This is a genomic window from Bdellovibrio sp. BIS2 (assembly GCF_055398295.1).
The window spans coordinates 1-25,332 of the sequence record NZ_AP035879.1 but is presented as its reverse complement, the minus strand read 5'-3'; the positions used below and the strand labels follow the sequence as shown (position 1 = coordinate 25,332).

General features: G+C 48.8%; 24 protein-coding genes. 9 read left to right on the top strand and 15 right to left on the bottom strand.

Features of this window, described 5'->3' with window-relative positions; genetic code table 11:
* Positions 1 to 182: 182 nt before the first annotated feature.
* The 3 genes from ACZ520_RS00120 to ACZ520_RS00110 are packed head-to-tail and all read right to left on the bottom strand — an operon-like array spanning position 183 to position 3,569.
* On the bottom strand, positions 183 to 971 hold the full coding sequence (locus ACZ520_RS00120) for a succinate dehydrogenase/fumarate reductase iron-sulfur subunit (RefSeq protein ID WP_088563737.1): 789 nt from the start codon (positions 969 to 971) through the stop codon (positions 183 to 185).
* Positions 972 to 981: 10 nt separating this feature from the next.
* Positions 982 to 2,898 (bottom strand): fumarate reductase/succinate dehydrogenase flavoprotein subunit, encoded by a 1,917-nt coding sequence (locus ACZ520_RS00115; RefSeq protein WP_088563738.1) that lies wholly within the window; start codon positions 2,896 to 2,898, stop codon positions 982 to 984.
* Positions 2,899 to 2,909: 11 nt separating this feature from the next.
* Positions 2,910 to 3,569: a succinate dehydrogenase cytochrome b subunit gene (locus tag ACZ520_RS00110; RefSeq protein WP_417862978.1), complete on the bottom strand. Its 660-nt coding sequence runs from the start codon at positions 3,567 to 3,569 to the stop codon at positions 2,910 to 2,912.
* 180 nt (positions 3,570 to 3,749) lie between these two features.
* On the opposite strand from ACZ520_RS00110, the gene ACZ520_RS00105 reads away from it, so the two are divergent.
* Genes ACZ520_RS00105 through ACZ520_RS00070 form a run of 8 tightly spaced genes read left to right on the top strand, consistent with a single transcriptional unit; the run spans position 3,750 to position 11,303 of the window.
* A complete protein-coding gene (locus ACZ520_RS00105) occupies positions 3,750 to 4,523 on the top strand; it encodes an electron transfer flavoprotein subunit beta/FixA family protein (RefSeq protein WP_011162646.1) in 774 nt (257 codons plus the stop codon).
* A gap of 10 nt (positions 4,524 to 4,533) precedes the next feature.
* Positions 4,534 to 5,502, top strand: a complete 969-nt coding sequence (locus tag ACZ520_RS00100; RefSeq protein WP_374031640.1) for an electron transfer flavoprotein subunit alpha/FixB family protein — start codon at positions 4,534 to 4,536, stop codon at positions 5,500 to 5,502.
* Positions 5,503 to 5,504: 2 nt separating this feature from the next.
* Positions 5,505 to 6,170, top strand: coding sequence for a lysophospholipid acyltransferase family protein (locus ACZ520_RS00095; protein WP_011162644.1), 666 nt, complete (start codon positions 5,505 to 5,507; stop codon positions 6,168 to 6,170).
* Between the two features lie 47 nt (positions 6,171 to 6,217).
* A complete protein-coding gene (locus ACZ520_RS00090; RefSeq protein WP_417867348.1) occupies positions 6,218 to 7,027 on the top strand; it encodes a peptidylprolyl isomerase in 810 nt (269 codons plus the stop codon).
* 12 nt (positions 7,028 to 7,039) lie between these two features.
* Positions 7,040 to 8,008, top strand: coding sequence for a peptidylprolyl isomerase (locus ACZ520_RS00085; RefSeq protein WP_374031638.1), 969 nt, complete (start codon positions 7,040 to 7,042; stop codon positions 8,006 to 8,008).
* On the top strand, positions 8,001 to 8,945 hold the full coding sequence (locus ACZ520_RS00080; RefSeq protein ID WP_232468907.1) for a peptidylprolyl isomerase: 945 nt from the start codon (positions 8,001 to 8,003) through the stop codon (positions 8,943 to 8,945). Before ACZ520_RS00085 ends, ACZ520_RS00080 begins: the two co-directional genes overlap by 8 nt.
* Positions 8,938 to 9,888, top strand: a complete 951-nt coding sequence (locus tag ACZ520_RS00075) for a 4-hydroxythreonine-4-phosphate dehydrogenase PdxA (protein WP_464126971.1) — start codon at positions 8,938 to 8,940, stop codon at positions 9,886 to 9,888. Before ACZ520_RS00080 ends, ACZ520_RS00075 begins: the two co-directional genes overlap by 8 nt.
* A gap of 47 nt (positions 9,889 to 9,935) precedes the next feature.
* A complete protein-coding gene (locus ACZ520_RS00070) occupies positions 9,936 to 11,303 on the top strand; it encodes a phosphomannomutase/phosphoglucomutase (protein WP_011162639.1) in 1,368 nt (455 codons plus the stop codon).
* 33 nt (positions 11,304 to 11,336) lie between these two features.
* Here ACZ520_RS00070 and ACZ520_RS00065 read toward each other — a convergent pair whose 3' ends face one another.
* Both ACZ520_RS00065 and ACZ520_RS00060 read right to left on the bottom strand, forming a co-directional pair.
* Positions 11,337 to 12,314 carry a MerR family transcriptional regulator gene (locus tag ACZ520_RS00065; RefSeq protein ID WP_464126969.1) on the bottom strand — a complete coding sequence of 326 codons (978 nt, stop codon included), beginning with the start codon at positions 12,312 to 12,314 and terminating at the stop codon, positions 11,337 to 11,339.
* Positions 12,315 to 12,357: 43 nt separating this feature from the next.
* Positions 12,358 to 12,858: a hypothetical protein gene (locus ACZ520_RS00060; RefSeq protein ID WP_464126967.1), complete on the bottom strand. Its 501-nt coding sequence runs from the start codon at positions 12,856 to 12,858 to the stop codon at positions 12,358 to 12,360.
* Positions 12,859 to 13,004: 146 nt separating this feature from the next.
* On the opposite strand from ACZ520_RS00060, the gene ACZ520_RS00055 reads away from it, so the two are divergent.
* Positions 13,005 to 13,925: a hypothetical protein gene (locus tag ACZ520_RS00055; protein ID WP_464126965.1), complete on the top strand. Its 921-nt coding sequence runs from the start codon at positions 13,005 to 13,007 to the stop codon at positions 13,923 to 13,925.
* Positions 13,926 to 14,023: 98 nt separating this feature from the next.
* On the opposite strand, the gene ACZ520_RS00050 is transcribed toward ACZ520_RS00055, so the two are convergent.
* From ACZ520_RS00050 to dnaA, 10 genes are all read right to left on the bottom strand, one after another.
* Entirely contained in the window at positions 14,024 to 14,341 is a 318-nt protein-coding gene (locus ACZ520_RS00050; protein ID WP_011162635.1) for an ATP synthase F0 subunit C, read from the bottom strand.
* A 32-nt stretch (positions 14,342 to 14,373) separates the two neighbouring features.
* The gene (atpB, locus tag ACZ520_RS00045; protein ID WP_088563746.1) at positions 14,374 to 15,063 is read right to left on the bottom strand and encodes a F0F1 ATP synthase subunit A; all 690 of its coding nucleotides are present in this window, start codon (positions 15,061 to 15,063) and stop codon (positions 14,374 to 14,376) included.
* Entirely contained in the window at positions 15,053 to 15,409 is a 357-nt protein-coding gene (locus tag ACZ520_RS00040; protein ID WP_088563747.1) for a hypothetical protein, read from the bottom strand. The genes atpB and ACZ520_RS00040 overlap by 11 nt, the downstream gene beginning before the upstream one ends.
* Positions 15,406 to 15,642 carry an AtpZ/AtpI family protein gene (locus tag ACZ520_RS00035; RefSeq protein ID WP_088563748.1) on the bottom strand — a complete coding sequence of 79 codons (237 nt, stop codon included), beginning with the start codon at positions 15,640 to 15,642 and terminating at the stop codon, positions 15,406 to 15,408. Before ACZ520_RS00035 ends, ACZ520_RS00040 begins: the two co-directional genes overlap by 4 nt.
* The gene (locus tag ACZ520_RS00030) at positions 15,642 to 16,439 is read right to left on the bottom strand and encodes a tetratricopeptide repeat protein (RefSeq protein ID WP_088563749.1); all 798 of its coding nucleotides are present in this window, start codon (positions 16,437 to 16,439) and stop codon (positions 15,642 to 15,644) included. The genes ACZ520_RS00035 and ACZ520_RS00030 overlap by 1 nt, the downstream gene beginning before the upstream one ends.
* A gap of 1 nt (position 16,440) precedes the next feature.
* Positions 16,441 to 18,924, bottom strand: a complete 2,484-nt coding sequence (gene gyrA / locus ACZ520_RS00025; RefSeq protein ID WP_088563750.1) for a DNA gyrase subunit A — start codon at positions 18,922 to 18,924, stop codon at positions 16,441 to 16,443.
* 23 nt (positions 18,925 to 18,947) lie between these two features.
* Entirely contained in the window at positions 18,948 to 21,368 is a 2,421-nt protein-coding gene (gene gyrB, locus ACZ520_RS00020; RefSeq protein ID WP_088563751.1) for a DNA topoisomerase (ATP-hydrolyzing) subunit B, read from the bottom strand.
* Positions 21,369 to 21,453: 85 nt separating this feature from the next.
* A complete protein-coding gene (recF, locus tag ACZ520_RS00015; protein ID WP_088563752.1) occupies positions 21,454 to 22,578 on the bottom strand; it encodes a DNA replication/repair protein RecF in 1,125 nt (374 codons plus the stop codon).
* Positions 22,578 to 23,684, bottom strand: coding sequence for a DNA polymerase III subunit beta (dnaN, locus tag ACZ520_RS00010; RefSeq protein ID WP_088563753.1), 1,107 nt, complete (start codon positions 23,682 to 23,684; stop codon positions 22,578 to 22,580). The genes recF and dnaN overlap by 1 nt, the downstream gene beginning before the upstream one ends.
* Before the next feature lie 232 nt (positions 23,685 to 23,916).
* Positions 23,917 to 25,290, bottom strand: coding sequence for a chromosomal replication initiator protein DnaA (gene dnaA, locus ACZ520_RS00005; RefSeq protein WP_374031629.1), 1,374 nt, complete (start codon positions 25,288 to 25,290; stop codon positions 23,917 to 23,919).
* Between the last annotated feature and the right edge of the window lie 42 nt (positions 25,291 to 25,332).

The following is a 25,332-nucleotide window of genomic DNA, read 5'->3' as shown; positions in this document are numbered from 1 at the left end:
TTAAAGGTGCCTGGTGATTTTTTACACCCACACAGCGTCATTTACCTTAAGTCAGCGAATTAACACATAGAAGTTTAAACAGAATAGCCGTGTTTAAGGGGACTTAACGCGCCGTAGGTGTAAAAAGTCACCAGGCACCTTTTGGAAATAAAAAAGGGAGTCCGAAGACTCCCTTTTGAGATTTAGCCGGCGCCGCCGTCTTTGTGTTTTTCACGTTTGGTGACGTTGGCCACGAAGAATTCGCGGTTCATGCGGCTGATGTTGGTCAGCTGGATTTCTTTCGGGCAGGCTGCTTCGCAGGCCCCCGTTGTTGTACAAGCACCGAAGCCTTCGGCATCCATCGCTCCCACCATGCGCATGGCGCGTTCTTTTCTTTCAACCTGACCCTGCGGAAGCAGTGCCATGTGAGAGATCTTGGCGGAGGTGAACAGAGCTGCAGAGGCATTCTTACAAGCCGCCACACACGCCCCACAACCGATGCAGGTCGCTGAAGACATCGCTTCATCCGCATCCGCCTTCGGTACCAGAATCGCGTTGGCATCCACGGCATTACCCGTGTTTGCAGAGATATAACCACCCGAAGAGATGATGCGATCCAAAGCGGATCTGTCCACCATCAAGTCCTTGATCATCGGGAAGGCCTTTGCACGGAACGGCTCAATTGTCAGAGTCGCCCCATCGTTGAAGTTACGCATGTGCAACTGGCACACGGTAGTGGACTTCATCGGACCGTGAGCTTCACCGTCGATCACAAAACCACAGGTACCACAGATACCTTCACGACAGTCGTGGTCAAAGGCGATAGGCTCATCACCCTTTGCCACCAGTTCCTCATTCACCGCATCCAGCATTTCCAGGAAAGAAGCGTCTTCAGAAACGTTCTTTGCCTGATACTCTGCAAAGCCCCCTTGGTCTTTCGGGCCTTTTTGTCTCCAAACTTTCAAAGTCAGATTAATATGTTTTCCAGACATGTTACGCCTCTTATTTGTAACTGCGAGTTGCTAGATGTACGTTATCAAATGTCAGTTCTTCTTTGTGACGAACAGACGTGTCGATTTTGCCGGTGTATTCCCAGGCAGCCACGTGACAGAAGTTCTTATCATCACGTTTTGCCTCGCCATCCACCTGGTGCTCCTCACGATAGTGACCACCGCAGGATTCTTCTCTTTCCAAAGCATCACGGCACATCAACTCGCCAAGCTCTAGGAAGTCCGCCACGCGGCCGGCTTTTTCAAGCTCCACGTTCAGATAATTTGCATCACCCGGGATACGAACGTTGTTCCAGAACTCTTCACGGATTTTCGGGATCTCTTGCAGGGCTTTTTTCAAGCCTTCCGCATTACGACCCATACCGCAGTATTCCCACATCACGTTACCAAGCTCTTTATGGAAGCTGTCGACCGTGCGGGAACCCTTGATGTTCATCATCTTTTTGATTTCTTCTTTCACACCGTGTTCAGCCGCTTTGAAGGCCTCGTTCGTTGTGGAAACTTTTTCAAGCTTTGTTCCACCCAGGTAGTTACCCAGAGTGAATGGAAGAACGAAGTAACCATCCGCCAGACCCTGCATCAGAGCTGAAGCGCCCAAACGGTTGGCCCCGTGGTCAGAGAAGTTCGCTTCCCCCGCCACGAACAGACCCGGAATAGTGGATTCCAGGTTGTAGTCCACCCACAAACCACCCATGGTGTAGTGAGGAGCCGGGTAAATCATCATCGGCTGTTTGTAAGGATTCTGACCGGTGATTTTGTCGTACATCTCAAACAGATTTCCGTAACGCTCGGAAATCTTGTCTTCACCCAGACGTTTGATCGCGTCTGCGAAATCAAGATACACGGCTTTACCGGATTCATTCACCCCGCGGCCTTCGTCACAGCGATATTTCGCCTGGCGGGAGGCAACGTCACGCGGAGCCAGGTTCCCGAAGGACGGGTACACGCGCTCCAGATAGTAATCACGTTCATTTTCAGGGATGTCGTTCGGATGACGTTTGTCACCAACAGCTTTCGGCACCCACACGCGACCATCATTGCGCAGGGATTCAGACATCAAAGTCAGTTTGGACTGATTTTCGCCGTGAACCGGAATGCAAGTCGGGTGAATCTGCGTGTAACAAGGGTTTGCGAAGTAAGCGCCACGTTTGTGGGCTTTCCAAGCCGCCGTCACCGCACAGTTCATCGCATTGGTGGAAAGGAAGAACACGTTGGAATAACCACCGGAGGCGATAACAACCGCATCCGCTTCGTGAGATTCAATTTCACCAGTCAAAAGATTGCGTACGATGATACCGCGGGCTTTGCCGTCGATAACAACCACGTCCAGCATTTCACGACGGCTGCGCAGCTCGACGTTGCCGACATCAACCTGTCTCATCATTTCAGAGTAAGCACCCAGAAGAAGCTGCTGACCGGTCTGACCGCGGGCATAGAAAGTACGGGACACCTGCGCCCCGCCGAATGAACGGTTGGCCAGAGTTCCGCCGTATTCGCGGGCAAATGGAACACCTTGCGCCACCATCTGGTCGATGATGTTCGCAGACACTTCCGCCAGACGATAAACGTTGGCTTCACGAGCGCGGAAGTCGCCGCCTTTTACAGTGTCATAGAAAAGACGGTAAGTGGAATCGCCATCATTTTGATAGTTTTTCGCAGCATTGATACCACCCTGAGCCGCCACCGAGTGGGCACGGCGAGGGGATTCATGCACGCAGAAAGCTTTTACTTTATATCCCAGTTCACCCAAAGAAGCCGCCGCGGATGCACCGGCAAGACCGGTCCCCACCACGATGATGGAGTGCTTTCTTTTATTCGCCGGATTCACCAGCTTGTAGTCGAACTTGGTTTTGGTCCATTTGGATTCAATCGGGCCACTTGGAATTTTGCTGTCTAAATTGTGCGCCATGTGTTGTCCCCTTAGTTACCGACAAGGAAAATGTAAACTGGTTGAGCGATAAAACCCGCCGCCACAACAACGGCGTAAGCGTAGCTCAGTTTCTTCCACGTGTTTCTGTATGTACCTTCCATCAAACCCAATGACTGGAATGTGGATCCGACACCGTGGCTAAGATGGAAGCCCAGAAGAACCAGACACACCACATACCATGCGATGTAACCAGGGCTTTGAAAGACTTCAAACATCAGCTTCGCCAGGTCGCGCATCACCACACCGTTGACGGTGGTTTCATAGTGCGTGCCGTATTTGAAAGTGATCAGATGCAGAATGATGAAAAGAAGAATCAGACTGCCCTGAATCGCCATCGTGCGGGAAGCCAGCGTGACTTTCTTTTTTCCGGAAGCGGCAACGGCGTAACGCTGCTGTTTTGCCTCGCGGTTGTTTTTGGTAAGACTCAAAGCACAGAAAACGTGAACGATCAAAGCCAGAACCAGAACGGCTTCTGCGACGTAAATGATGTTTCCGCTTGTGAGTGCGTGTCCGTAAGCATTGTAGGCATCGTTACTTACGAAGATGAGTAGATTGCCGGCCATGTGTGCGAGAACAAATCCCGCCCATACTAAACCGGTGATTCCCATTAGGTACTTTTTCCCGACGGTAGATCCGAGAAATCCAGACATGGTGTAGAACCCCTTGTTTTTGGTGTGTATTTTCTCAATAAGTTTCCACTTACCATACTCCCGGGTGCAGCTTTTTGTCCATGTCCCCCGTCATGTTTCGCGACACGTTAAATATACAATTTAGTTTTGCCTTTCCTGGACTTGGGATAGAACGAAACCCTCTTAAAAACGGGGTAAAACATGAAGATTTTTGTGTGTATCAAGCAGGTGCCTGACACCGAAACAAAGATTAAGATCTCTCCCGACCAGACTGGTATCGACACGGCGGGTATTAAATGGGTTATGAACCCTTATGACGAGTATGCAGTTGAGGAAGCCAACAAGCTTCGCGACGCAAACCCGGGATCCCAAGTATGGGTTCTGTCTGTTGGACCAAAGGCTCGTGTGGTTGAATCCTTGCGTACCGCATTGGCGATGGGCGCTGACGAAGCCATCGTGGTGAACGGCGAAGGTCTGGATAACTTTGCCACGGCAAAAGCTTTGGCTGAAGTGATCAAAGCTGAGGGCGGCGCAAAAGTCATCTTCTCCGGCAAACTTGCAATTGATGACAATGCTTCTTCTGTCAGCCAGATGATGGCTGAATTCCTGAACGTTCCTCACACCACAGTGGTATCGAAATTCAATTTCAATGGCGAAAACGTTGTGGTTGAACGTGACATCGAAGGTGGCGCGAAAGAAGTCGTGCAAATGATGACTCCAGCGGTTGTGGCGGCGAACAAGGGTTTGAACATGCCTCGTTACGCAAGTCTTCCAGGCATCATGAAAGCCAAAAAGAAAGTGATCAAAGAAATCGAATTCGCTTCTTTGAACATTCCGGCTTCCGATATCAAAATCAAATACTCCGGCTTTGCTCTTCCGGCTGACAAACCAGCTGTAAAAATGCTTTCTGGTGATGCTTCTGCACAGGCGTCCGAGCTGGTTAAACTTCTTCGCGACGAAGCGAAGGTTCTGTAAGGATTAAGACATGGGTAAAATTCTAGTTTTTGCTGAACACACAAACGGTAAACTAAAACGCAGCTCCCAGGAGCTTCTTCAGGCGGCAGCCGCTTCCGGTAACACGGTTGTTGCGGTGGCTTTCGGCTCTCACGCAGGTGATGTGACAGCAGCTTTGGGTCACAACGGGGCTTCTGAAGTTCACGTTGTGAAAGACGCTTCTTTGGATGCCTACAATCCAGAGGCTTTCACTGCAAATATCGCAGCGATCATCGGCAAAGTTCAGCCTTCCATCATTCTGGCTTCTGCTTCTTCCACCGGTAAGGATCTTTTCCCTCGCGTGGCGGCTCGTTTGGGCGTGGGTGTGGCAAGTGACTGCACGACTTTGAATATTTCCGGCGACAACGTGACTGCGGTTAAACCAATGTACTCCGGCAAATGCTTTGCGACGGTGAACTTTGAAAACAGCGCCGTAAAAATCGTTTTGATGCGCGCCAATCAACTTCCTGTAGCAGCAGCGGACACTTCCAAAACTGCCAACGTGGTTGAACACGCGGCAGCGGCGGCGGACCTGAAAACCTTGATCAAAGAAATCGTGAAGGGTGCTTCCGAGAAATTGGATCTGACTGAAGCTAACATCGTGGTCAGCGGCGGTCGTGGTCTGAAAGAAGCGGCCAACTTCAAGATTTTGAATGATCTTGCAGACGTTTTGGGTGCCACCGTGGGTGCTTCCCGTGCGGTTGTGGATGCGGGCTGGGTTGGTCACGGCATGCAGGTGGGTCAAACTGGTAAAACAGTGGCTCCGACTTTGTACATCGCAGTTGGTATCTCCGGCGCTATCCAGCACTTGGCTGGTATGAGCGGATCCAAAGTGATCGTGGCAATCAATAGCGACGCCAACGCACCGATCTTCCAAAAAGCGACTTACGGCATTGTCGGTGACGCTTTGGAAATCGTTCCAAAACTGACAGAAGAGTTCAAAAAAGCTCTTCACCACTAATCGTGTTTAGAAAGTATATTCTTCCGATTATTGTTTTCGTTTTCTACCGAACCCTCTCATGGACATGGAGGGTTCGGCTTATCGAGCCTGATTCCCTGAAACAATCTGTTGATTCCGCAACTCCATCTCCGGTGGTGCTGGCGCATTTTCACGGGGATGAGCTCGCGCTTTTATCCATCGTAAAAAGATACCGCATCGCCACCATCGCTTCACAATCCAAAGACGGTGAGTTGATGGCGACGGTGCTGAAGTGGCTGGGGGCAAAAACCAGTCGCGGTTCTTCCACGCGCGGTGGTGTGCAGGCCCTGAAAGGTCTTTTGCGTTTGGTAAAAGACGGGGGAAATTGCAGCTTTGCTGTGGATGGTCCAAAAGGCCCGTTACACAAAGTCAAACCCGGTGTGTTTGAACTTTCCCGCATGATTCACGGTCCGATTTACGCTGCGGGTGTGGCGTGTGATCGTGCGATCCATTTCCCCAAATCGTGGAATAAAACTTTTCTGCCCAAACCCTTCGCCAAAGTGATCATTTACTGGGTGGGACCGATGGCTCCAGTGAGCAAAGAGATCGATCCAAGAAACCCAGACCTTGCTCTAGAGTTAGAGGCTCTTTTGCACCAAGCTAGGCAGCAAGCTCTTAAATTCATTGCGGATAATGATGCTCAGTGCTAGCGTTTTAGCATAGTTCTCATTCAACTTTTTAAAGGGACTTTTGAAGCATGAAACTTGTAATCAGCATCTTGTTGCTCATCTCTGCGACCGCTTTTGCACAGAAATCCACGGACGTCGTGGCTCAGGTGGGTAAAAAAACTATCACGCTTGAAGACTTCAATAAAAAGTACAACGAAGTGAAGTCTCAAACCATCAACCCGCCTACCAAAGAACAATTCCTGGAAGACCTGGTTCGCTACGAAATGGGTGTTCAAGAGGCTGAAAAGCGCAACCTGCAAAAAGACCCTATCGTGCAGGACCGCTTCAACCAGGAGATGTATAAAGCCCTTCTGGAAAAAGACATCGGTCAGCGTGTTCAAAAGATCCAGGTTTCCGATGCTGAAATGAAAGCTTGGTACGCCAAGAATCCGGAACTTCGCACCAGCCATATCCTGATTGAGTTTAAAGCAGGGGCGACTCCGGCGCAGGTGGCTGAAGCAAAAAAACGTGCGACAGAAATCTACGAAGAGGTTAAAAAGAGCAAAAGACCATTTGAAGAGCTGGTTAAACTTTACTCTGACGATGCTCTTTCCAAGCAGGTTGGCGGCGATATCGGCTGGCAATCCCGCGTGACACTGGTTCCGAATTACTACGAAGCGGTTGTCAACATGAAGGTCGGTGAGATTACGGGGCTTATCGAAACTCAGTTTGGCTTCCACGTTATTAAACTGACCGGTCGCAGAAGCTTTGAGAACGCGAACAAACGCCAGATCAGAGCGGCCGTTTTCGATGAAAAAAGAAAACAGGTCTTTAACGACTACTTCGAAAAAATGAAGAAGTCTTATCCGATCAAAGAAAACAAAGGTCTTCTTAAATAAGGATTTGATCCGATGAAATTTTCAAAGAGCCCCGCACTGACGGGGCTTTTTATTTTTATGAGCCTCGCTTTGGCGGGATGTCCATCAAGCTATCAGAAACTCTCCACCAAACCCGTGGAGAAGGTGAACGACCACGTTCTGACCTCCAAGCAGTTCGCCAACCAACTGGCCCGAAGACTTCGTAATTTCGACGCCCTGGCGGCGAAGGATCCCAACAACATCCATCGCATTAAAGAAGAAATCCTGCGCGACTTCCTGGTGAAAAGCCTGACGCTGGACTGGGCCCGGGCTCAAAGCATCGTCATCGCTGAAAGCACTCTGGATAAAGAAGTCGACAAACTGCGCGCGAACTATCCCGATGATCTTTCTTTCCGCCGGGCCCTGGCTTTGGAGAATCTGTCATTCTCGGAATGGCGTGAAGAGCTGAGATATTCCCTGGTCGAGCGCGAGGTCTTTAAAAAGATCAACGAAAAGGTCAAAGCACCGACAGAAGAAGAGATCAAACGCTACTACGAAGACAACAAGGACCGCTACAAACGCAAAGAACGGGTGTACCTGCGCCAGATCGTGGTGGACGAGGACGCGAAAGCTGATGCCATCAAGGTGGACCTGAAAACCGGTGATTTTGCCGAACTGGCCCGAAAGTATTCCATCACACCTGAAGCCAAGCAGGGTGGAGTTGTCGGCTGGATTGAAAAAGGCTCTGTGGATTACTTTGATCCCCTGTTTAATGTTGGTTCTGGCGTGCAAACAATCAAAAGTCCGTTCGGAATCCACCTGATTCGTGTGGAAAAGAAGGCCCCGGCCTCCACTTTATCCCTGGAGGAGGTCAAACCACAGATTATCCGGGCGCTGCGCGCACAACGCGAGCAGGCGGAATACGTGGCATGGCTTGATGCCCAGCTCAGAAGTAGTAAAGTCTTAAAGGACTACGAACTGATGAATTCCATCAAGGTGGATACACGAGGAACCAATGATTAATCTTCTTTTTGCTTTGCTAGTGGCTACACCAAGTCATGCCGAGATTGTGGAAAAAACTGTGGCTATCGTGAATAGCGAACTGGTTTTGGAATCTGATTTCAAGGACCTGGTAAAACGCATTCCAAAACAGGGCATGGTTGATGAGTCCTTGTTGTTTGATAAACCAGCCACCAGTCTGATTGGGAACCGCAAAGCGCAACTGGATTACCTGATCAACGAAAAGATCCTGCAATCTGAAATCAAACGCCTGAACCTGACCGTGACCAACGACCGCGTGGAATCCGAATTAAAAGAAATGGCCCGCAAAAACCAGGTTAGCGAAACGGAACTTGCCAAGGTGATCCAGCAGCAGGGTGTTTCCATGGATGACTATCGCCGCTTCCTGAAAGACAGCATTGAAAAACGCTCTTTGATGGACGCCGAGATCATTTCCAAGCTGCGTATTTCTGACGAAGACGCGCTGAACGAATACCTGAAGACCAATCCGAACAACCGTCCTTCCATTGATGAGTTCTCGGTGTCTCATATCTTCTTCAATCCGAAAAAAGGCGGCGCGGAAGCTTCCATCAAGCGCGCGGAAACCGTGCTGGGTAAACTTCGCAGCGGCGAAAACTTTGAAAACCTGGCGCAGCAGTTCAGTGAAGATCCAAACTTCTCCACCGGTGGCGCTCTGGGCACCTTTAAATCCGGCGATTTCCTTCCGGAAATTGAAGAGGCTATTTCCAGCCTGAAGGTGAACGAGACCACTCCGATCGTGAAATCCCGCATGGGTTTCCACATCGTAAAACTGACGGGTAAAAAACTGACCACGGATCCGAAATTTGAGCGCGCTAAAGACAAAATCAAAGCGCAGCTTCTGGAGGCCAGCTTCAAACGTCAGTTGAAAAACTGGCTGCAATCCAAACGTGATGAGTCCTTCATCCGTATCAATGAGTAAACTTCGAATCGCTCTTACGACCGGGGATGTGGATGGCATTGGCTTTGAGGTCACTGCCAAGGCCCTGCATCACCTGGGCCCGCAAAAGGGTGTGCAGTTTCTGATGTGGCGCCCGGAAGGGGCTTCGCAAAAGTATCTGAACCTGATTGATCAGAAATTTCAGCGCATCACCGTGGAGGACCTTTCCCAGGCTCTGGAGATCGAGGGTCCCTATCTGATTGATATTGCCTCAGACCTTGCACCTGCGGAGTGGGTGGAAATCAGCGCCAAAGCCTGCCTGAAGAAAGATCTTCACGCGATGGCAACTGCCCCTTTATCAAAAACTTCAATCAAAGCGGCGGGCTTTAAAGACCTTGGACACACGGACATCTTAAAAAGACTTTCCAGAGCCAAACATGTGCACATGGGTTTTGTCGGAGAGAAGTTCAACGTGGTCCTGGCCACCGCACATCTGCCGGTGAAAGAGATTACCAAGCATTTAAGTTTCAGTGTGCTGGCCGAAGCCCTGATCAACGCCAATGAACTCAGAAAAAAGCTTCCCGCCGCCCAGGCTAAAAAACCCATCGGTGTTCTGGGGCTCAACCCCCATGCCGGCGAGGCTGGGTTGATCGGGCAGGAAGAGCTTTTGTTTTTCCCAGAGCTTGTAAGTTTTGCCAAAGAAAAAAAGATTCCGTTTGAAGGACCGCTGGTTCCGGATGCAGCCTTCTTCTCGGAAAACTGGAAAAAATACTCGGTGTATTTGAGCCTGTATCACGATCAGGGGCTGATTCCGTTTAAAATGATTCACGGGCAGGACAGTGGCGTGCATATGACCCTGGGAATCCCGTTTGTTCGCACCAGCGTGGACCACGGGACGGCCAAAGACATCTTTGGTAAGAACAAAGCCAACCCTCATTCGATGATTGATGCCGTTCGCTGGGCGGTAAAATTAGCTCGACTCTAGAGCGCAGAAATTATAATCCTAAGCCCTTGAAATAATTGAGGTGATATATGTTTCAACCCGTCATTTTTAGAGAATACGACATTCGCGGCGTCTATAACGGACAGTTCGACGACAACTTTGCTTACCTGCTGGGTCGCGCTTACGTCGTTTACATGAAACAAAACAAGAACATCACAAATCCGACCGTGGCGTTGGGCTGTGATGCGCGTGAAAGCTCTCCGGCCATCATCAAGAATCTTGCAAAAGGTCTGATGGACTCCGGCGCGAAGGTTATTCACCTGGGTCTGGTAACCACTCCGGTTTGTTACTTCGCCACGTTTGAATTGAAAGTCGATGGCGCGGTTCAGGTCACTGGTTCGCACAATCCTCCAGAATACAACGGCTTTAAAATCTCTGTGGGTAAAGGCACCATCTTTGGCGTCGAAATCCAGAAGCTGTTGCACATCATTCAAAAAGGCGAATTCATTGACGGTCAGGGTTCTGAAGAATCCTTCGATATCAAACCGATGTACTATGCTCGCTACGCCAAAGAATTCGGCCACATCAAAGACACCAAAGTTGTTTTGGACTGCGGTAACGGTGCTGGCGGTTCTGTGGTGCGCGGCCTGTTTGAAGCCTGCGGTTTGAAACCAACCATCTTGTTTGAACAGCCAGACGGCACATTCCCGAATCACCACCCGGATCCAACGGTTGAAGAAAATCTGGTGGATCTGAAAGCCCAGGTTTTGAAAGAGGGTGCGGTTGCCGGTATCGGTTTTGACGGCGATGCGGACCGCATTGGTGTCGTCGATCACACCGGCCGCATGGTTTACGGTGATGAATTGATGGTGATCATTTCCCGCGCGATTTTGGCTGAACAAAAAGGCGCCAAAATCATTGGTGACGTGAAATGTTCTGATCGCCTGTACCACGATGTTGCCAAACACGGTGGTCAGCCCATCATGTGGAAAACCGGTCACTCTTTGGTGAAAGAAAAAATCAAAGTTGAAAAAGCGCCATTCGGTGGTGAGATGTCCGGTCACGTGTTCTTTGCCGACCGCAACCACGGTTATGACGATGCTCCTTACGCGGCTTTGCGTTTGGTGGAAATCCTGGCAAAAACCGGCAAAACCATTCCACAATTGTTGGAAGGTTTACCACCGGCTTTCAACACTCCGGAAATCCGCATCGACACCACAGAAGAAAAGAAAGTTCTGATCGTTGAAAAAATGATCGAAGCTTTCCCGGCTAAAGAGGGTGCTGACTATAAAGTGGACTTCACTGACGGTATCCGCCTGAGCTTTGCTGATGGCTGGGCACTGTGCCGCTCTTCCAACACACAGCCGGTGGTGGTGGTTCGTTACGAATCCTCCTCCCAGGCGGGGCTGGATGCGATCCGTAACCGCGTTGAAGCGATTGTGAACAAGTATCTTTAAGAACTAAAAGCCGGGTGATGAACCCGGCTTTTTTTATTTCAGACATAGGCTTTCTGTCGGCAGGCCCAGCTTCATCACGGCCGTGATCGAACTTAACAGGGCCAGCTCGTCCGCAAACCCCAGACGGCTTTCCAGCTTCAGGTGCACCGTCTCTTTTTGCAGATTGTATCCGTACAACGAAATTTCACTGCCGGAACAAACCAGTCCGCCGATTTTTTTGATCTGCTTTTCCAGTGCGCGGTTCTTTGAATAGTACTGATAGTAGGTGTCTCTGATTCTTTTATTGGAAACGATCTCCAGAAGCGCCTGATCTTCCGCATGGATCACGGTCGTCACATGAGAGCCGACAAAGTTATAAAGACGCAGATAATTTTCCTGAATCGCACTGTCTGAACCACTGACGGAATTCAAGACAATCACATTGGGCGCAAGGTTTTCCACACCTTTATCCCCGAGGTTTTCTTCGGGAAGAACAAGAATGTAGGATTCCGGAAGTTCAAGTTCCTCACTCCAAAACAACAGCGGAATGTGGCGGTCCTGAAGGTGCTTTTGAATATACTCAGCCGTTTTCTGAAGGCCCTGGATTCCTGTGACCACGATGGCCGGATTACCCTGATAACTCATGATTGCTCTCCTCTCGTCAGCCGCGATGGGCTTTGTGTTGTTCTTCAGAGAGGAAAGAAGTTGTTCAATCTGCCGGCGCTGATCCTGCAACTGATCGGACTGCTCACGCACTAGATCCAGACGATGGCTGAGTGAGCTTACCAGACGTGATTTATCTAAATCGCGATCAGCCTGAAGAAGAGCTTTCACTTCTTCCAGCAGAAATCCCAGGTCTTTAAACTCTTTCAGACGAGCGGCTTCGGAAAGCTGGCTTTCCTGATAATAGCGATAGCCGTTGTCCCCGCGATGGGGTGGCACCAGCAGATTCATGTCTTCATAAATGCGCAGGGCTCTGGGAGAAAGACCCGAAGCTTTGGCAAATTGTCCGATCGTCAGCCAGTTTTTCATTCTTACCTCTAAGACAACTCTCAACGTTGACGCTGGGTTAAGGTCAATGGCGTTTCACAGGTTTTTTTGATTTAGAAGCGGATTTCCGGGCGGGCTTTTTTGTGACCTTCTTGGCCACTTTCTTTTTAACGACCTTTTTGGCGGTTTTCTTCTTCGTTTTCTTGCGCGACTTTTCCTGGGGCCACACACCCACGCGGGGATCCGCACTTCGCACCAGACGGGTGATCATTTCAATGCGCTCTTCCCAGCCCTCAAACGTGAAGGGCAGATACAGCCATTTCGGCAGCACCGGATGGTTCACTAAAAACGGGAACTGCTGCTGCAGGGATTCGTGATGAATCCGGTCGGTTGCAATCAAAACTCCATTCCAGACTTCGAATTCGTATTCTTTACCACGATAGGAATAGTCCCCGACGTTTTCTGAAAGCAGCATCTTCAACTGGCCCTGATAATACAGCGCCAGTCCGCCGAACATCGACTTGATAATAGCGTCGGGCTTTTCCTCAAAGAACTCAAAGATCCAGCGGTTTTCAAATTGCTTCATACTTCCATAGATACCAAGGCCTTATCGAGCTCTCAAGACGGAAAAAGGCCCCTGTCTAAGGATTAGACACTTAAAATTTCTATTCTGAAATCTGGGGCATTTGAGCTGTCATCTCATTTGCACCTAAAACACCGCGAGGTGAAGTGATGACTTTGATTCGACTGGCGGCCGTGATTCTTTCCCTGATTTTTGGTGCGTCTGTATCCATGGCAGACTGCCGTGATTGCACGACCGTGGACTTTGAAAAGAACATCCAACTGAATTTGCTGACTCCGATGCTGTCCATGTCCCTGAAAGACAAAATCACTTACGTTCAATCCTTCGGTATTGATGTTTACCGTGTGAAAGATCCCGAGAACCTTCCTGTCACTGTTCCCTACCTGCCTTACGCCACGGAAGATATTATTCCCGCAAAATTCATCAAGCTGTTTTCCGAAGGTGCGATCGGGCAGTACATGACGGAAACCAATTACGCTTACACCGTAAAAAAGCCCACCATCCTGTTGATTGAAAGTGTGGATGACTGGACCGTGATCCATGAGTTTGCCCATTACTTGTTTGATCGCGCTCGCTTAATGGAAGACGACACTCGTGAGTCCCTGCATCTGATGCATTCCGAAGACGCGCAAGAGGATTTCTTTGACGCCAAAGAAGCCTATCGCAACTTTGGAGGATACCGGGATGAAGAACACAAGAACCGCACCATTCAAAGCTTCGTTCTTTATGCGAAGATGCAGATTTTCTTTGAGCGCTCCGCAAGCCTTGAAGAAACCACGATCGAGAAACTTCTGCGCAATTACCATGTGACTCACAAGCCTCACGGTTTTACTCACAAAGACACCGAACGCAGCGACCGCTATGTTTATAATACGTCCCAGAAAGCCCAAGAGGCCTTGCGTTTACTGCTGGAGGACTGCGTGGATCTGGCGAAGACTTTGACCCCTCGGGATCATACGCTGATGACGGAACTTAAAACGGTCTGCCATCAGGCAAGCGAGCTGAAAAAAGACGGTGTGAATGTGTATGAAAGCACCGGACTGAAAATATCGCTGACGCCCGCGTATTAGAAGTCATCAGCACAAAATAAAAAACCCACAACCGATAAAAGTTGTGGGTTTCTAAAGACCGTTAAACCGGCCTTTGTGATCAAAAGATCAAGCCTGAATTATTTCAAGCCCAAAGCGATGATCAAAGCGTAGATTACTAGGGATTCGATAAGAGCTAGACCCAAGATCATTGGGATCAAAAGCTTACCAGAAGCCGCTGGGTTACGAGCGATACCTTCCAAAGCTGTGGAAGCAGTTTTACCTTGAGCCATTGCACCTGCGAATACAGAGATAGAGATTGCAAGAGCTGCTGCGATAGCAACAAGACCGCGGTCAGAGTTAGCAACTACAGTTTCAGTAACTGCAACAGCTGCTTCTTGAGCGAAAGCGGAAGAAGATGCGAACATAGCGATAGCTGCGATGATCATTTTTTTCATGTGGAACTCCTTATGGTTTAAAAATTTGCCTTTTAGTGATCGTGTGCAATCGCGAATGCCACGTAGACCATTGAAAGCAAAGTAAATACAAAAGCCTGAACAAAGCATACGAACAATCCCATTACATAGAATGGAATTGGTACACCGATTGGAACCAGATCAAGGAACACGGAAAGAACCGTGTGGTCACCCATCATTACGTTCGCAAGACGAAGACCCAAAGAGAAGGGGCGAACGATGTGGGAAACGATCTCGATCACAAACATCAACGGAGCCAGGAAAATAACCGGACCCATGAAGTGCTTAAGGTAAGCGATTGGTCCGTTTTCTTTAACACCCTGGAAGTTATAGAACAGGAACATCAACACACCGAAACCGAATGTGGTGTTCATGTTTTCAGTCGCCGGAGTCATACCCGGGATCATGCCCAACAAGTTGTTGAACAAGATGAAGAAGAACACGGAAGCAAAGAACGGGATGTAGTGTTTGCCGTGCTCGCCGATAACCATGTCAGCCAGACCGGAAGTCATCTCCGTCAGAAGCTCGAAGATACCGCGCAAAGAGAACTTGCTTGCTGGCAATACAGCGGCTTCACCTTTACCCAGAGAAGCACGTGCAGCTGCACCGATACCAACTGCTGCTACAGTGGCAATACCCAGAGTCGCAACGTGTGCGTACTCGTGACCAACGCCCGGAACCAATTGTGTCCAGTTAAATGACATCTTCTTTTCCTTCTCTTAAGGCTTCTTTCACCGCATATCCGAGCGCCGAAAGAATAAAACTTGCGACCCCTAGTGCGAACCACAAAGTGTCGAACCAGATTTGGTCTACAAGCTTAAAGATAATAATCCCTAAAATCGCGTACTTAAATACAATGATCCCGATAGCTAGGGCAACCAATTTCTTACTGAAGATCAATCCCCAAGCCCATCCCATCAGGAAAAAGCTCACCAAAATGACTAAAGCGCCTGAAATGAAGGAATAGCTCTGTTGTGGTGCGGCAAAAAGCCCTAGAAGGACGCCCCCAAGGAGGGTGGTGAGGGCTTGAATGGCGAGTACATATTTCATGGCGTCCCGGGTGGTTTCTTGGATTCTGATTCTTTCTCATCTTGTTTCTGAATTCGGTTCAGCAACCAGACGACCCTGACCAGCCAGCCCACCAAACACGCCAGGCTTAATCCGGCAAAGATAAGACCCTTGGTTTGATACTTCTGATCAAGATACTGGCCAAGGTAAAAACATCCCAGGATCAAACCGACAAGTTCAAAGCCGATGGATGCAAAGATTATATACTTTTTCATTACTTCCTGAACCCTTTCGCTCCCGGAGCGTTCTTCATACGCTCCTGCAGGCGCTTGATACGCAGTTCGATATACTCAGGAGGGTTGTACTTGCCCCGGTGCTCTTCCAACACAGCAATGGCGCTTTTGAAATCCAGATTTTCTTCATAACAAACTGCCAGGGTCAGGGCGACGTTTTCCTGAACAGCTTTGTCCGGATACTTATCAATGAGTTCCTTAAAGATCGCGGCAGCATTCTTGAAGTCCTTCTTCGCCACCAGGATATTACCCTTCAGCATCAGACCACTAAAGCGGATGTTGTCGTCACTTTTTAGTTTCAATAAAGAGTCGATTTCGGATTCAGCCTGGAAGAAGTTGTTCTGATAGTACTGCGCACGGGCCACGTTCATCTTATACTGGGCCGCCTCCAGATCCGTATGAGGCATCTGTTGCAGTTTGCTGTATTCAATGATCGACATCTGATAGTTCTGCAGATTGTTGAAATAAATCGAGGCGATTTGCTTCTGGGATTCAAGGCGTTCCGCCTCATCGGTTGAATGCAGAACAATGTAATGATGATAGTTGATGGCTTTATTGAAGTCTTTGATTTCGAAGAATGAAATTCTTGCGGCTTCGCGGGCAGCTTCCAGCGGGAATTTGCTGTCGCTGTTTCTTTTGATGACCCGGTCCAGATAACCCAGGGCGATTCGATGATGACCCTGGGCTATGGATTTTTGAGCTTGTTTAAAGTCCGCCTCTTCCTGCGAAGAGCAGGCGGACAGAGCCAAGACTAGGACGACCAGCAAGGCTCTGATCATGTTAGTGAGGCGCGCCTTCCGGAGCCGGAGTTTCCTCCGCCGCCGTATCGTCTTCAGCCACAACCGCCACGCCAGTCACGGTCTCATCTTTTTCGTCGATGTTGATCAGGCGCACACCTTGAGTGTTACGGCCCAGAACCGAGATGTCCGTCACTTTCATGCGGATAACCTGTCCTTTATCGGTGGAAAGAATAAGCTCCATGTTGTCAGCGACTTTCTTCGTGCCGATAACGACACCAACCTTGTCGGTTGTTTTCTGAGTGATGATACCCACACCGCCACGGGACTGGATGCGGTATTCGCCTGTTTCAGAACGTTTACCGTAACCTTTGGAAGTCACCATCAGAATGGTGTCTTTGGTGTTCTTTTCAAGAACTTCCATCGCCACCACGATATCGTCTTTTGCCAAAGTGATCGCTTTCACACCGCGGGCGGTACGACCCATCTCACGCACATCTGCTTCGTTAAAGCGGATGGACATACCTTCTTTGGTCGCGATGAAGATATCACTCTGACCGTCAGAGATCTTCACATCAATAACACCGTCATCAAGATCGGTGGTCAATGCGATGATACCTGCGGTTCTTGGGTTCGCGAAGGCATCCAGAGATGTCTTCTTGATAACGCCTTTTTCAGTCAGCATCACTGCGTATTTGTTTTCGCTGAATTCATTCACCGGCAGAATCGCACGAACGCTTTCACCGTTGGAAAGCTGAACCACGTTCGCCAAAGACTTCCCTTTGGAAGTTCTGGTGCCCAAAGGCAGACGGTGAACTTTACACCAGTAAACTTTACCTTTGTCAGTGAAGACCAGCAGCATGGTTTTGGTGCTCGCAGAGAAGATGTCCGTAACGTAGTCTTCTTCCTTGGTTTCCATGCCTTTCAGGCCTTTACCGCCACGTTTTTGCACGCGGTATTCTTCAACCGGGATACGCTTGATCAGGCCTGTGTTGGTCACAGTCACAACCATTTGTTCGTCGGCAATCAGGTCTTCGTCTTCCAGATCGCTCAGGTCACCCGTGATTTGGGTGCGTCTTGGATCGGCGTAACGTTTTTTCAGGTCTTCCAGTTCGCCCACGATGATTTTGTAAATTTCGCGAACATCAGAAAGAACAAATTTCAACCAGTCGATTTGTTTCATCAACTCGGCCAGTTCAGCGATGATCTTGTCACGCTCTAAACCTGTCAGACGCTGCAAACGCATTTCCAGGATCGCAACAGCCTGTCTTTCTGAGAATTCAAATTTCGACATCAGGGCTTCACGAGCGGCGTTGGCCTCTTTGGAAGCACGGATGGTTTTGATCACTTCTTCAATGTGATCCAGGGCTTTTTTCAGACCTTCCAGGATGTGCGCGCGCTCCTGGGCTTTTTTCAATTCGAAGATACAGCGTTTCGTAACAACGTCACGACGGTGATCCACGAACGCTTCCAGCATGCCTTTCAGGTCGAAGGTCACTGGCTGGTTTTTCGCATCCAGGGCCAGCATGATGATACCGAAGCTCGTCTGCATCTGAGTGTACTTATAAAGTCGGTTCAGAATAACGCTGGCGTTTTCACCGCGCTTCAGAACAACAACGATACGCATACCTTCTCGGGAAGACTCATCGCGGATGTCAGAAATACCCTCGATTTGTTTATCACGAACAAGGTCCGCCATGCTTTCAATCAGCTTGGCTTTGTTCACCTGGTAAGGGATTTCGGTGATGATGATCTCTTCGCGGTCTTTGACCTGAACGATTTCAGCCACCGCTTTGATAGTCACAATACCGCGGCCTTTTTTATAAGCCTGCAGGATGCCTTCGCGACCGGCGATCACACCTGAAGTCGGGAAGTCCGGACCCTTGATGTGTTGCATGAGGTCTTCAATCTGACAGTCAGGATTTCCGATCAGATGGATACATCCGTCGATAACCTCACCCAGATTGTGCGGAGGAATGTTGGTCGCCATACCCACGGCGATACCCGCAGAACCGTTCACCAAAAGATTCGGGAACTTCGATGGAAGAACCGTCGGAATCAGCAAAGAGTCATCGTAGTTCGGACCGTAAGAAACAGTTTCTTTTTCCAGATCATTCAGCAGCTCTTCTGCCAGAGCTGTCAGACGGATCTCGGTGTAACGCATGGCTGCCGGAGAGTCACCGTCGATGGAACCGAAGTTCCCCTGGCCATCTTCCAGCGGATAGCGCAGGGAGAAATCCTGGGCCATACGAACCATGGTATCGTAAACGGACGCATCACCGTGCGGGTGATATTTACCGATCACGTCGCCGACCACACGGGCAGACTTCAGGTAAGGTCTGTTGTGGCGGTTGTTCATTTCACTTTGAGCAAACAAGACGCGGCGGTGAACCGGCTTCAGACCGTCACGAACATCCGGCAGGGCACGGCCCACGATCACAGACATGGAATACTGCAGATAAGCTCCGCGCATTTCCTTGCTGATATCAACTAACGTGACGCCTTTTTCTTCTTGATTATTTTCCATAAACTTTCAAATCCCTTAAAAAATTAAACGTCCAGGCTGCGCGCAAGCAAAGCATTGTCGTGGATGAACTGACGACGAGGTTCAACCATTTCACCCATCAGGATGGAGAAGGTTTCATCCGCGGCAACCGCATCATCGATGGTCACTTTCAGTAAAGTGCGGTTGTCCTTGTTCAGAGTGGTTTCCCACAACTGCTCCGGATTCATCTCTCCCAATCCTTTATAGCGCTGGATGTAGATGCCTTTTTTCGTGGATTCCATCACGTGTGTATAGAATTCATTGTAGCTTTCAAATTGAACTTCGTTATCACCTTCAAGGATGGTCAACGGAAGAGTGCTGATCGCCTGAATATCAGCCCAGATTTTTCTAAGCTCGATGATTTCAGAAGAACGCAGGTTATCCAGGCTGAACTTGGTCGTCATGCGATCTGCGTAACGAACGGTGTAGATGTCAGCATAGACTTTGCCGGTTTCAGCCTCGGTTTTAACTTCACCTTTGTATTCAGTGATACCCAAAGTCTGATCGGCATTGATCCAGGCACCGAGGTCCGTAAGAACCTGTTCCATTTTCTTGTTGTCAGCAAAAGTCTTTTCAAAATCAGACACTTTGCTTAGCAGGAAGTACAAAACGTCCTTGTCGTATTTTTTAGAGGACACACGCAGAAGATCGTTGAAGCGCTGGATGTTTAGGATCAACTGGCGCAGATCTTTTTCCGGCAGGGATTCCTTGCCTTTGATTTTGAAGTTACCAAGACCCGAGCTCAGAAGATACTCGGTCAAAGCCGCTTCATTTTTCAGGTAAGTTTCCTCTTTGCCTTTTTTCGCGCGGTACAAAGGTGGCTGGGCGATATACACATAACCGCGCTCAAGCACCAGTGGCATCTGGCGATAGAAGAACGTCAAAAGCAATGTCATGATGTGGGATCCATCGACGTCGGCATCGGTCATGATGATGATTTTGTGATAACGGATTTTATCCACGTTCACATTGTCTTTGCCGATACCGGTACCCAAAGCAGAGATGATGACTTTGATCTCTTCAGAGGAAATGATTTTGTCAAAACGCGCTTTTTCAACGTTCAGGATTTTACCTTTTAGCGGTAAGATCGCCTGCGTGCGACGGTCGCGTCCCTGCTTTGCGGAACCACCTGCGGAGTCACCCTCCACCAGGTACAGTTCACAAAGAGCCGGGTCACGTTCCTGACAGTCCGCCATTTTACCTGGCAGCGAGCCGCCATCCAAAACGGTTTTACGACGAGTCAGATCACGGGCTTTTCTGGCCGCCTCACGGGCACGCGCGGATTCCACGCACTTCATGATGATGTTTTTTGCTACCGATGGATTGCGGTCCATCCAGTCGGCCAGCTTTTCATTCACCATCGCCTCGACGATACCTTTAACTTCGGCATTACCCAGTTTGGTTTTGGTCTGACCTTCGAACTGAGGCTCGCGAACTTTCACGGAGATAACGGCCGCCAAACCTTCACGGATGTCTTCACCCTCAAGGTTGGCTTTCAGATCTTTCAGAAGATTTTTTTCAGTCGCATACGCATTCGTTGTACGAGTCAAAGCGGCACGGAAGCCGACAAGGTGAGTACCACCTTCATGCGTGTTGATGTTGTTGCAATAAGTGAAAATGGATTCAGAGTAAGAATCATTCCACTGCATCGCGATTTCCACATCGACGTTGTCTTTTTCACCTTTGAAGTAAACGACTTCGTTGTGCAGGGATTTTTTGGACTGATTCATGTACTTCACGAATTCAGCCACACCTTCGGAATACTGGAAGTCCTGCTTTTTGCCGTTGCGTTCGTCGGTCAAAGAGATATGCAGGCCCGCATTCAGGAACGCCAGTTCACGGAAACGGTTGGCAAGAGTGGTGAAGTCGTAGCTCAGAGTTTCGTCTTTGAAAATTGTGCGGTCCGGTTTGAAAGTCACTTTCGTGCCGGTTTTGGTGGTGGTTTCACCCTGGGCCACCGGCGCCAGGATTTTCCCGCGCTCGTAGTTTTGTCTCCAGAAGTGACCGTCACGCTGAACTTCCACGGACACACGGTCAGAAAGGGCATTCACAACGGAAGCACCCACACCGTGCAGACCACCGGACACTTTGTAACCGCCACCGTCGAACTTACCACCGGCGTGAAGTACGGTCATAACCAGTTCAAGAGCGGATTTACCAGTTTGTTTCTGAGTCGCAACAGGAATACCACGGCCGTCATCCTCGACAGTGATGGATTCATCGGCGTTGATGGAGACACTGATCTTTTTGCAGTAGCCGGCCAAGTGTTCGTCTACGGAGTTATCCACAATTTCATACACAAGATGGTGGTAACCTTTGAAAGCGGTGTCCCCGATATACATCCCGGGACGCTTACGAACTGCTTCGAGACCTTCTAGAACCTGAATTGAATCGGCCGAATAGGATTTTTGTTCTTCTGTTGACACTGGAACCCCTCATTGCTTTGCATACCCCTCGACAGTTTCGAAGGTGTCGCGTTCATCATTTCCCGCAGTTGAAAACTGCCAGGAGCTACTCAAGGATTTGGCCATCCTTGATGCGCACCACGCGGAGCTGATCGAGGCTGAATGATTCAGGCAATGTGAAATCCGTCGTCGTCACAAAAATCTGCGTATTGATCTCGTGTAAGAACGTAATCAGTGCATCTCTTTTGGCTTTATCGAGCTCAGAAAGTACATCGTCTAACATCAGCACAGGATAGGTCCCGTGAGCCTTCCTATGATACACAATTTGGGCCATTTTGAAAGAAAGAATGATCGCTCTCTGCTGCCCCTGGCTACAGAAAAATCGTGAGTCTTTTTGACCATATAGGAACACAATATCGTGCTTATGAGGACCCACCAAACTTGTCCCGCTTGAGAGCTCCGCATCATGCAGTTCACGAAGTCGTTTTGTGATTGCATTTTCGACTTCTTCACGTGTGAAACTCACCGCATTTTGATCGGAAACAAGGTATTCCACCGAGATATCCACAGTGGAATTGCCAGAAATGTATTGCATGGCATTATTGAAGTCTTTGGAAAGTCCCTGCAAAGCGGTGATGCGGGCATGGGTCAAATCGGTCGCTAAACGCACAAATTGGGGGTTTAAAGACTCCAAAAGGTTCTCGGTGACCGTTTTATCCTGCAAACCCTCTAAAAAGTTCTTAAGGATCTTGTTGCGCGTTTTCAACGCTTTTCGGTAATCGGCGATCAACTGGGCGTTTTTTCGGTCAAATGTCACCAGCAGCTCGTCGACCAGTTCGCGGCGATGATCAGCGCCCTCTTTGATCGAAGAAAGACTTTCCGGACTGAACACCACGCTGGCAAAAATTTTGCGGATGTCGGCCGAGTTCACGCGCTTGTCGTTCAGAGTTAGAACCTTGCGGCTTTTTGAAAGGCCTAATTTTAGTTTGTAATGAAGATCGTTCTGAGTAATCAGCGCCTGGATAACCGACTCGGAAGTGTTTGAGTTGATCAGGGTGGAGTTGTCAGAGTAGCGGAAGGAGTCCCCTTGAGAGATCATGTACATCGCCTCAAGGAGATTTGTTTTACCCTGTCCGTTCTCTCCGAGGAAAACATTCACTCGCGGAGAGAAGGACAAAACCACGTCCCGATAATTTCGGAAATTAACCAGACGCAGTCTTTCGAAAATCATTAGATTCTCATTGGCATCACAACGCAGGTGTAAGTCTGGTCGTTGTGAGGTCTCATCAATCCTGGTGAAAGATGATCATTCAGTTCGAAATCAATTTTATCCTGGTTCATGCTGGTCAGGATGTCGGTGATGTACTTGGCATTGAAACCGATTTTGATTTCATTACCCATGTAATCCACTTCGATCTCTTCCTTTGCATCACCCAGTTCCGGATTGTTTGAAGAAATCTCCATACGGCCGTTGGAAAGATTCAACAGTACCGCTTTGGATTTTTGATTCGCCAAAAGGGACACGCGTTTCAGTGAAGTCAGGAACGCATCACGGCTGATCATCACTTTTTGCGGAAGCTTCTGTGGAATAAACTGTTGATAATTCGGGTACTTTCCTTCGATCAAACGAATCATCAGAATTGTTGATGAATGTTTCAATACGAATTGGGAGCCTTCCACAGCTATTTCCACAGTGCCGTCGATGCTTTCAAGAATTTTTTTAATCTCGTGCAGACCTTTGCGCGGAATGATCACGCCTTGAGTGGCGTTAACCTTGATGTCCTCGGAAGGTTTATTCACCAAGCTCATGCGGTGACCGTCCGTTGCCACCATTTTAAAACCGCTTTGAGGATTCAACTCAAAGAAAACACCGTTCAGGTGATAGCGGGTTTCATCGGTGGAAACAGAGTAGATTGTTTTATCAATCATCTCTTTCAGCACTTGTGCATGAATCTTGATAAACGCCTGGGAGTTGTAAGTAGGGAAGATCGGATACTCTTCCGCAGAGATACCCACAATCTTGGATGTGTATTTCCCTTGTTTGATCTCAAGCCAGTTGTTTTCTTTTTTGATCAAAGTGATTGGACCTTCAGAAAGTTCTTTCGCAATGTCGAAAAGACTTTTTGCACTGACCGCCACTTTGCCGGCCTGATGAACTTGAACTTTGATTTGATCGGTAAGGCTTACTTCCAGGTCGGTTGCAAAAACCTTCAATGTGTTCTGATCAGCTTCCAACAAAACGTTGATGAGGATGGGCATGGTGTTGCGCTTCTCAACAATGTTCTGGGTTTTTCCGATAAGACTTAACAGATCTCGCTTATCAATTTCTAATTTCATAAGACCCTCTTTTAAGAACCCTCTTATTATCTAATTCTATATATATAAATATCTAGTAGTAGTAGTAGGGGCGTGGAAAACCTAACAAATCCCCTAAGTCCATGTAAACACTAAAAAACATTTGTGGATAAAGACTCTGTACAACTTTGCAGTTTTAGAGCCTTTTTTGGGGGTAACTTGGATCCACATTTTAAGCCCCAAGTTCTTCCACAACCCTTTCCACAGTCCACATTCACACCCCTGTGATATTGTGGATTCTTTGCTCCAAGTCTTCGATATCTTTGGCGATATCTTGGTCAGAAGCCTGTAGATTCTTGACCCGTTCCAGAGCATTCATCACAGTTGTGTGATCTTTGCCCCCGAAAGACTTGCCGATATCCACCAAAGATTTATCCAGGAACTTCTTAATCAGATACATCGCGATTTGACGTGGAACGACAATCGGCTTGGCTCTGGTGGATGATTTAAGATCCAAAACACGCACTTTAAAATGATCCGCCACAAGCTTCATGATCTCTTCAACCGAGATCGTGCTTTGGGTTTCGTGGTGGGCCAAGATGCGCTTTACAAGTTCATGATCAATCGGCAGACCCTGAAGCTCAGAGAACATCTTCACCTTCTTCAGATTGCCTTCAAGCTCTCTGATGGAACGTTTGGATATTCTGGCTATGTAGTTCACGACGTCTTCTGGAAGGCGCACGTTGAACTTTTCTGCCTTGTAGCGAAGGATCGCAATACGGGTTTCCAGATCCGGCATGGTGATGTCCGCGATCAGGCCCCGTTCTAAACGGGTGCGACTGCGGTCTTCAAGGCCATGGATATCCTTGGGCATGCGGTCGCTGGCCAGGATGACCTGCTTGCGGCTGTCGATAAAGCTGTTCACGGTGTGGAAAAACTCTTCCTGAACAGCCTCACCGCGTGCGATGAACTGAACGTCATCCACCAGCAGAATGTCCGAGTTTTCGCGGTACTTCTGGCGGAATTTATCCATTTCGTGGCGGCGGATGGCGGAAATACACTCATTCATGAAGCGTTCAGCCGAGATATAGGTAATTCTAAGCTGCTGATATTGCTCGCGAATATGGTTTCCAGCGGCGTGCAGAAGGTGGGTTTTACCCATTCCCACCGGTCCGTATATATAGAGAGGGTTGTAATCGTCAGCCCCTGGGTTTCTGGCCACGTTAAAGCAGGCGGCATGGGCAAACTCAGAGTTCTTTCCCACGACAAAGGTCGAAAACGTCAGCTCCGAGTTTAAAGTGTCGGAACTGGACCTTGGTTGAGTAGGCTGGATATTCTGAGCACGCGCCAATTGGGCCTGGAGGATCTCAGAACCGCTTAAAACCTCATCCGGGGTTGTGGATGTCTCAATATGAGAATTTATTTTGTTCCCCGTAATACTGAACTCGACCTCAAACGGCTTACCGTAAGTATCTGAAATTTCTGTATAAATTTTATCCTGCAGGTTCTCGATCACGAAATACTGATGAAGGGCATTGGGGACTCCCAAGACCAGGCGGGGACGATCCGCCGAGCCCGTGGTGCTCACGTACTCAATAGGATCAAGCCAGGTATCCAACAACTTATTGTTGTCGTTCCGGCTTTTCATCTTAGTTTTGATAAGTGTCCAAAAAGACGAGTTTAATTCCAC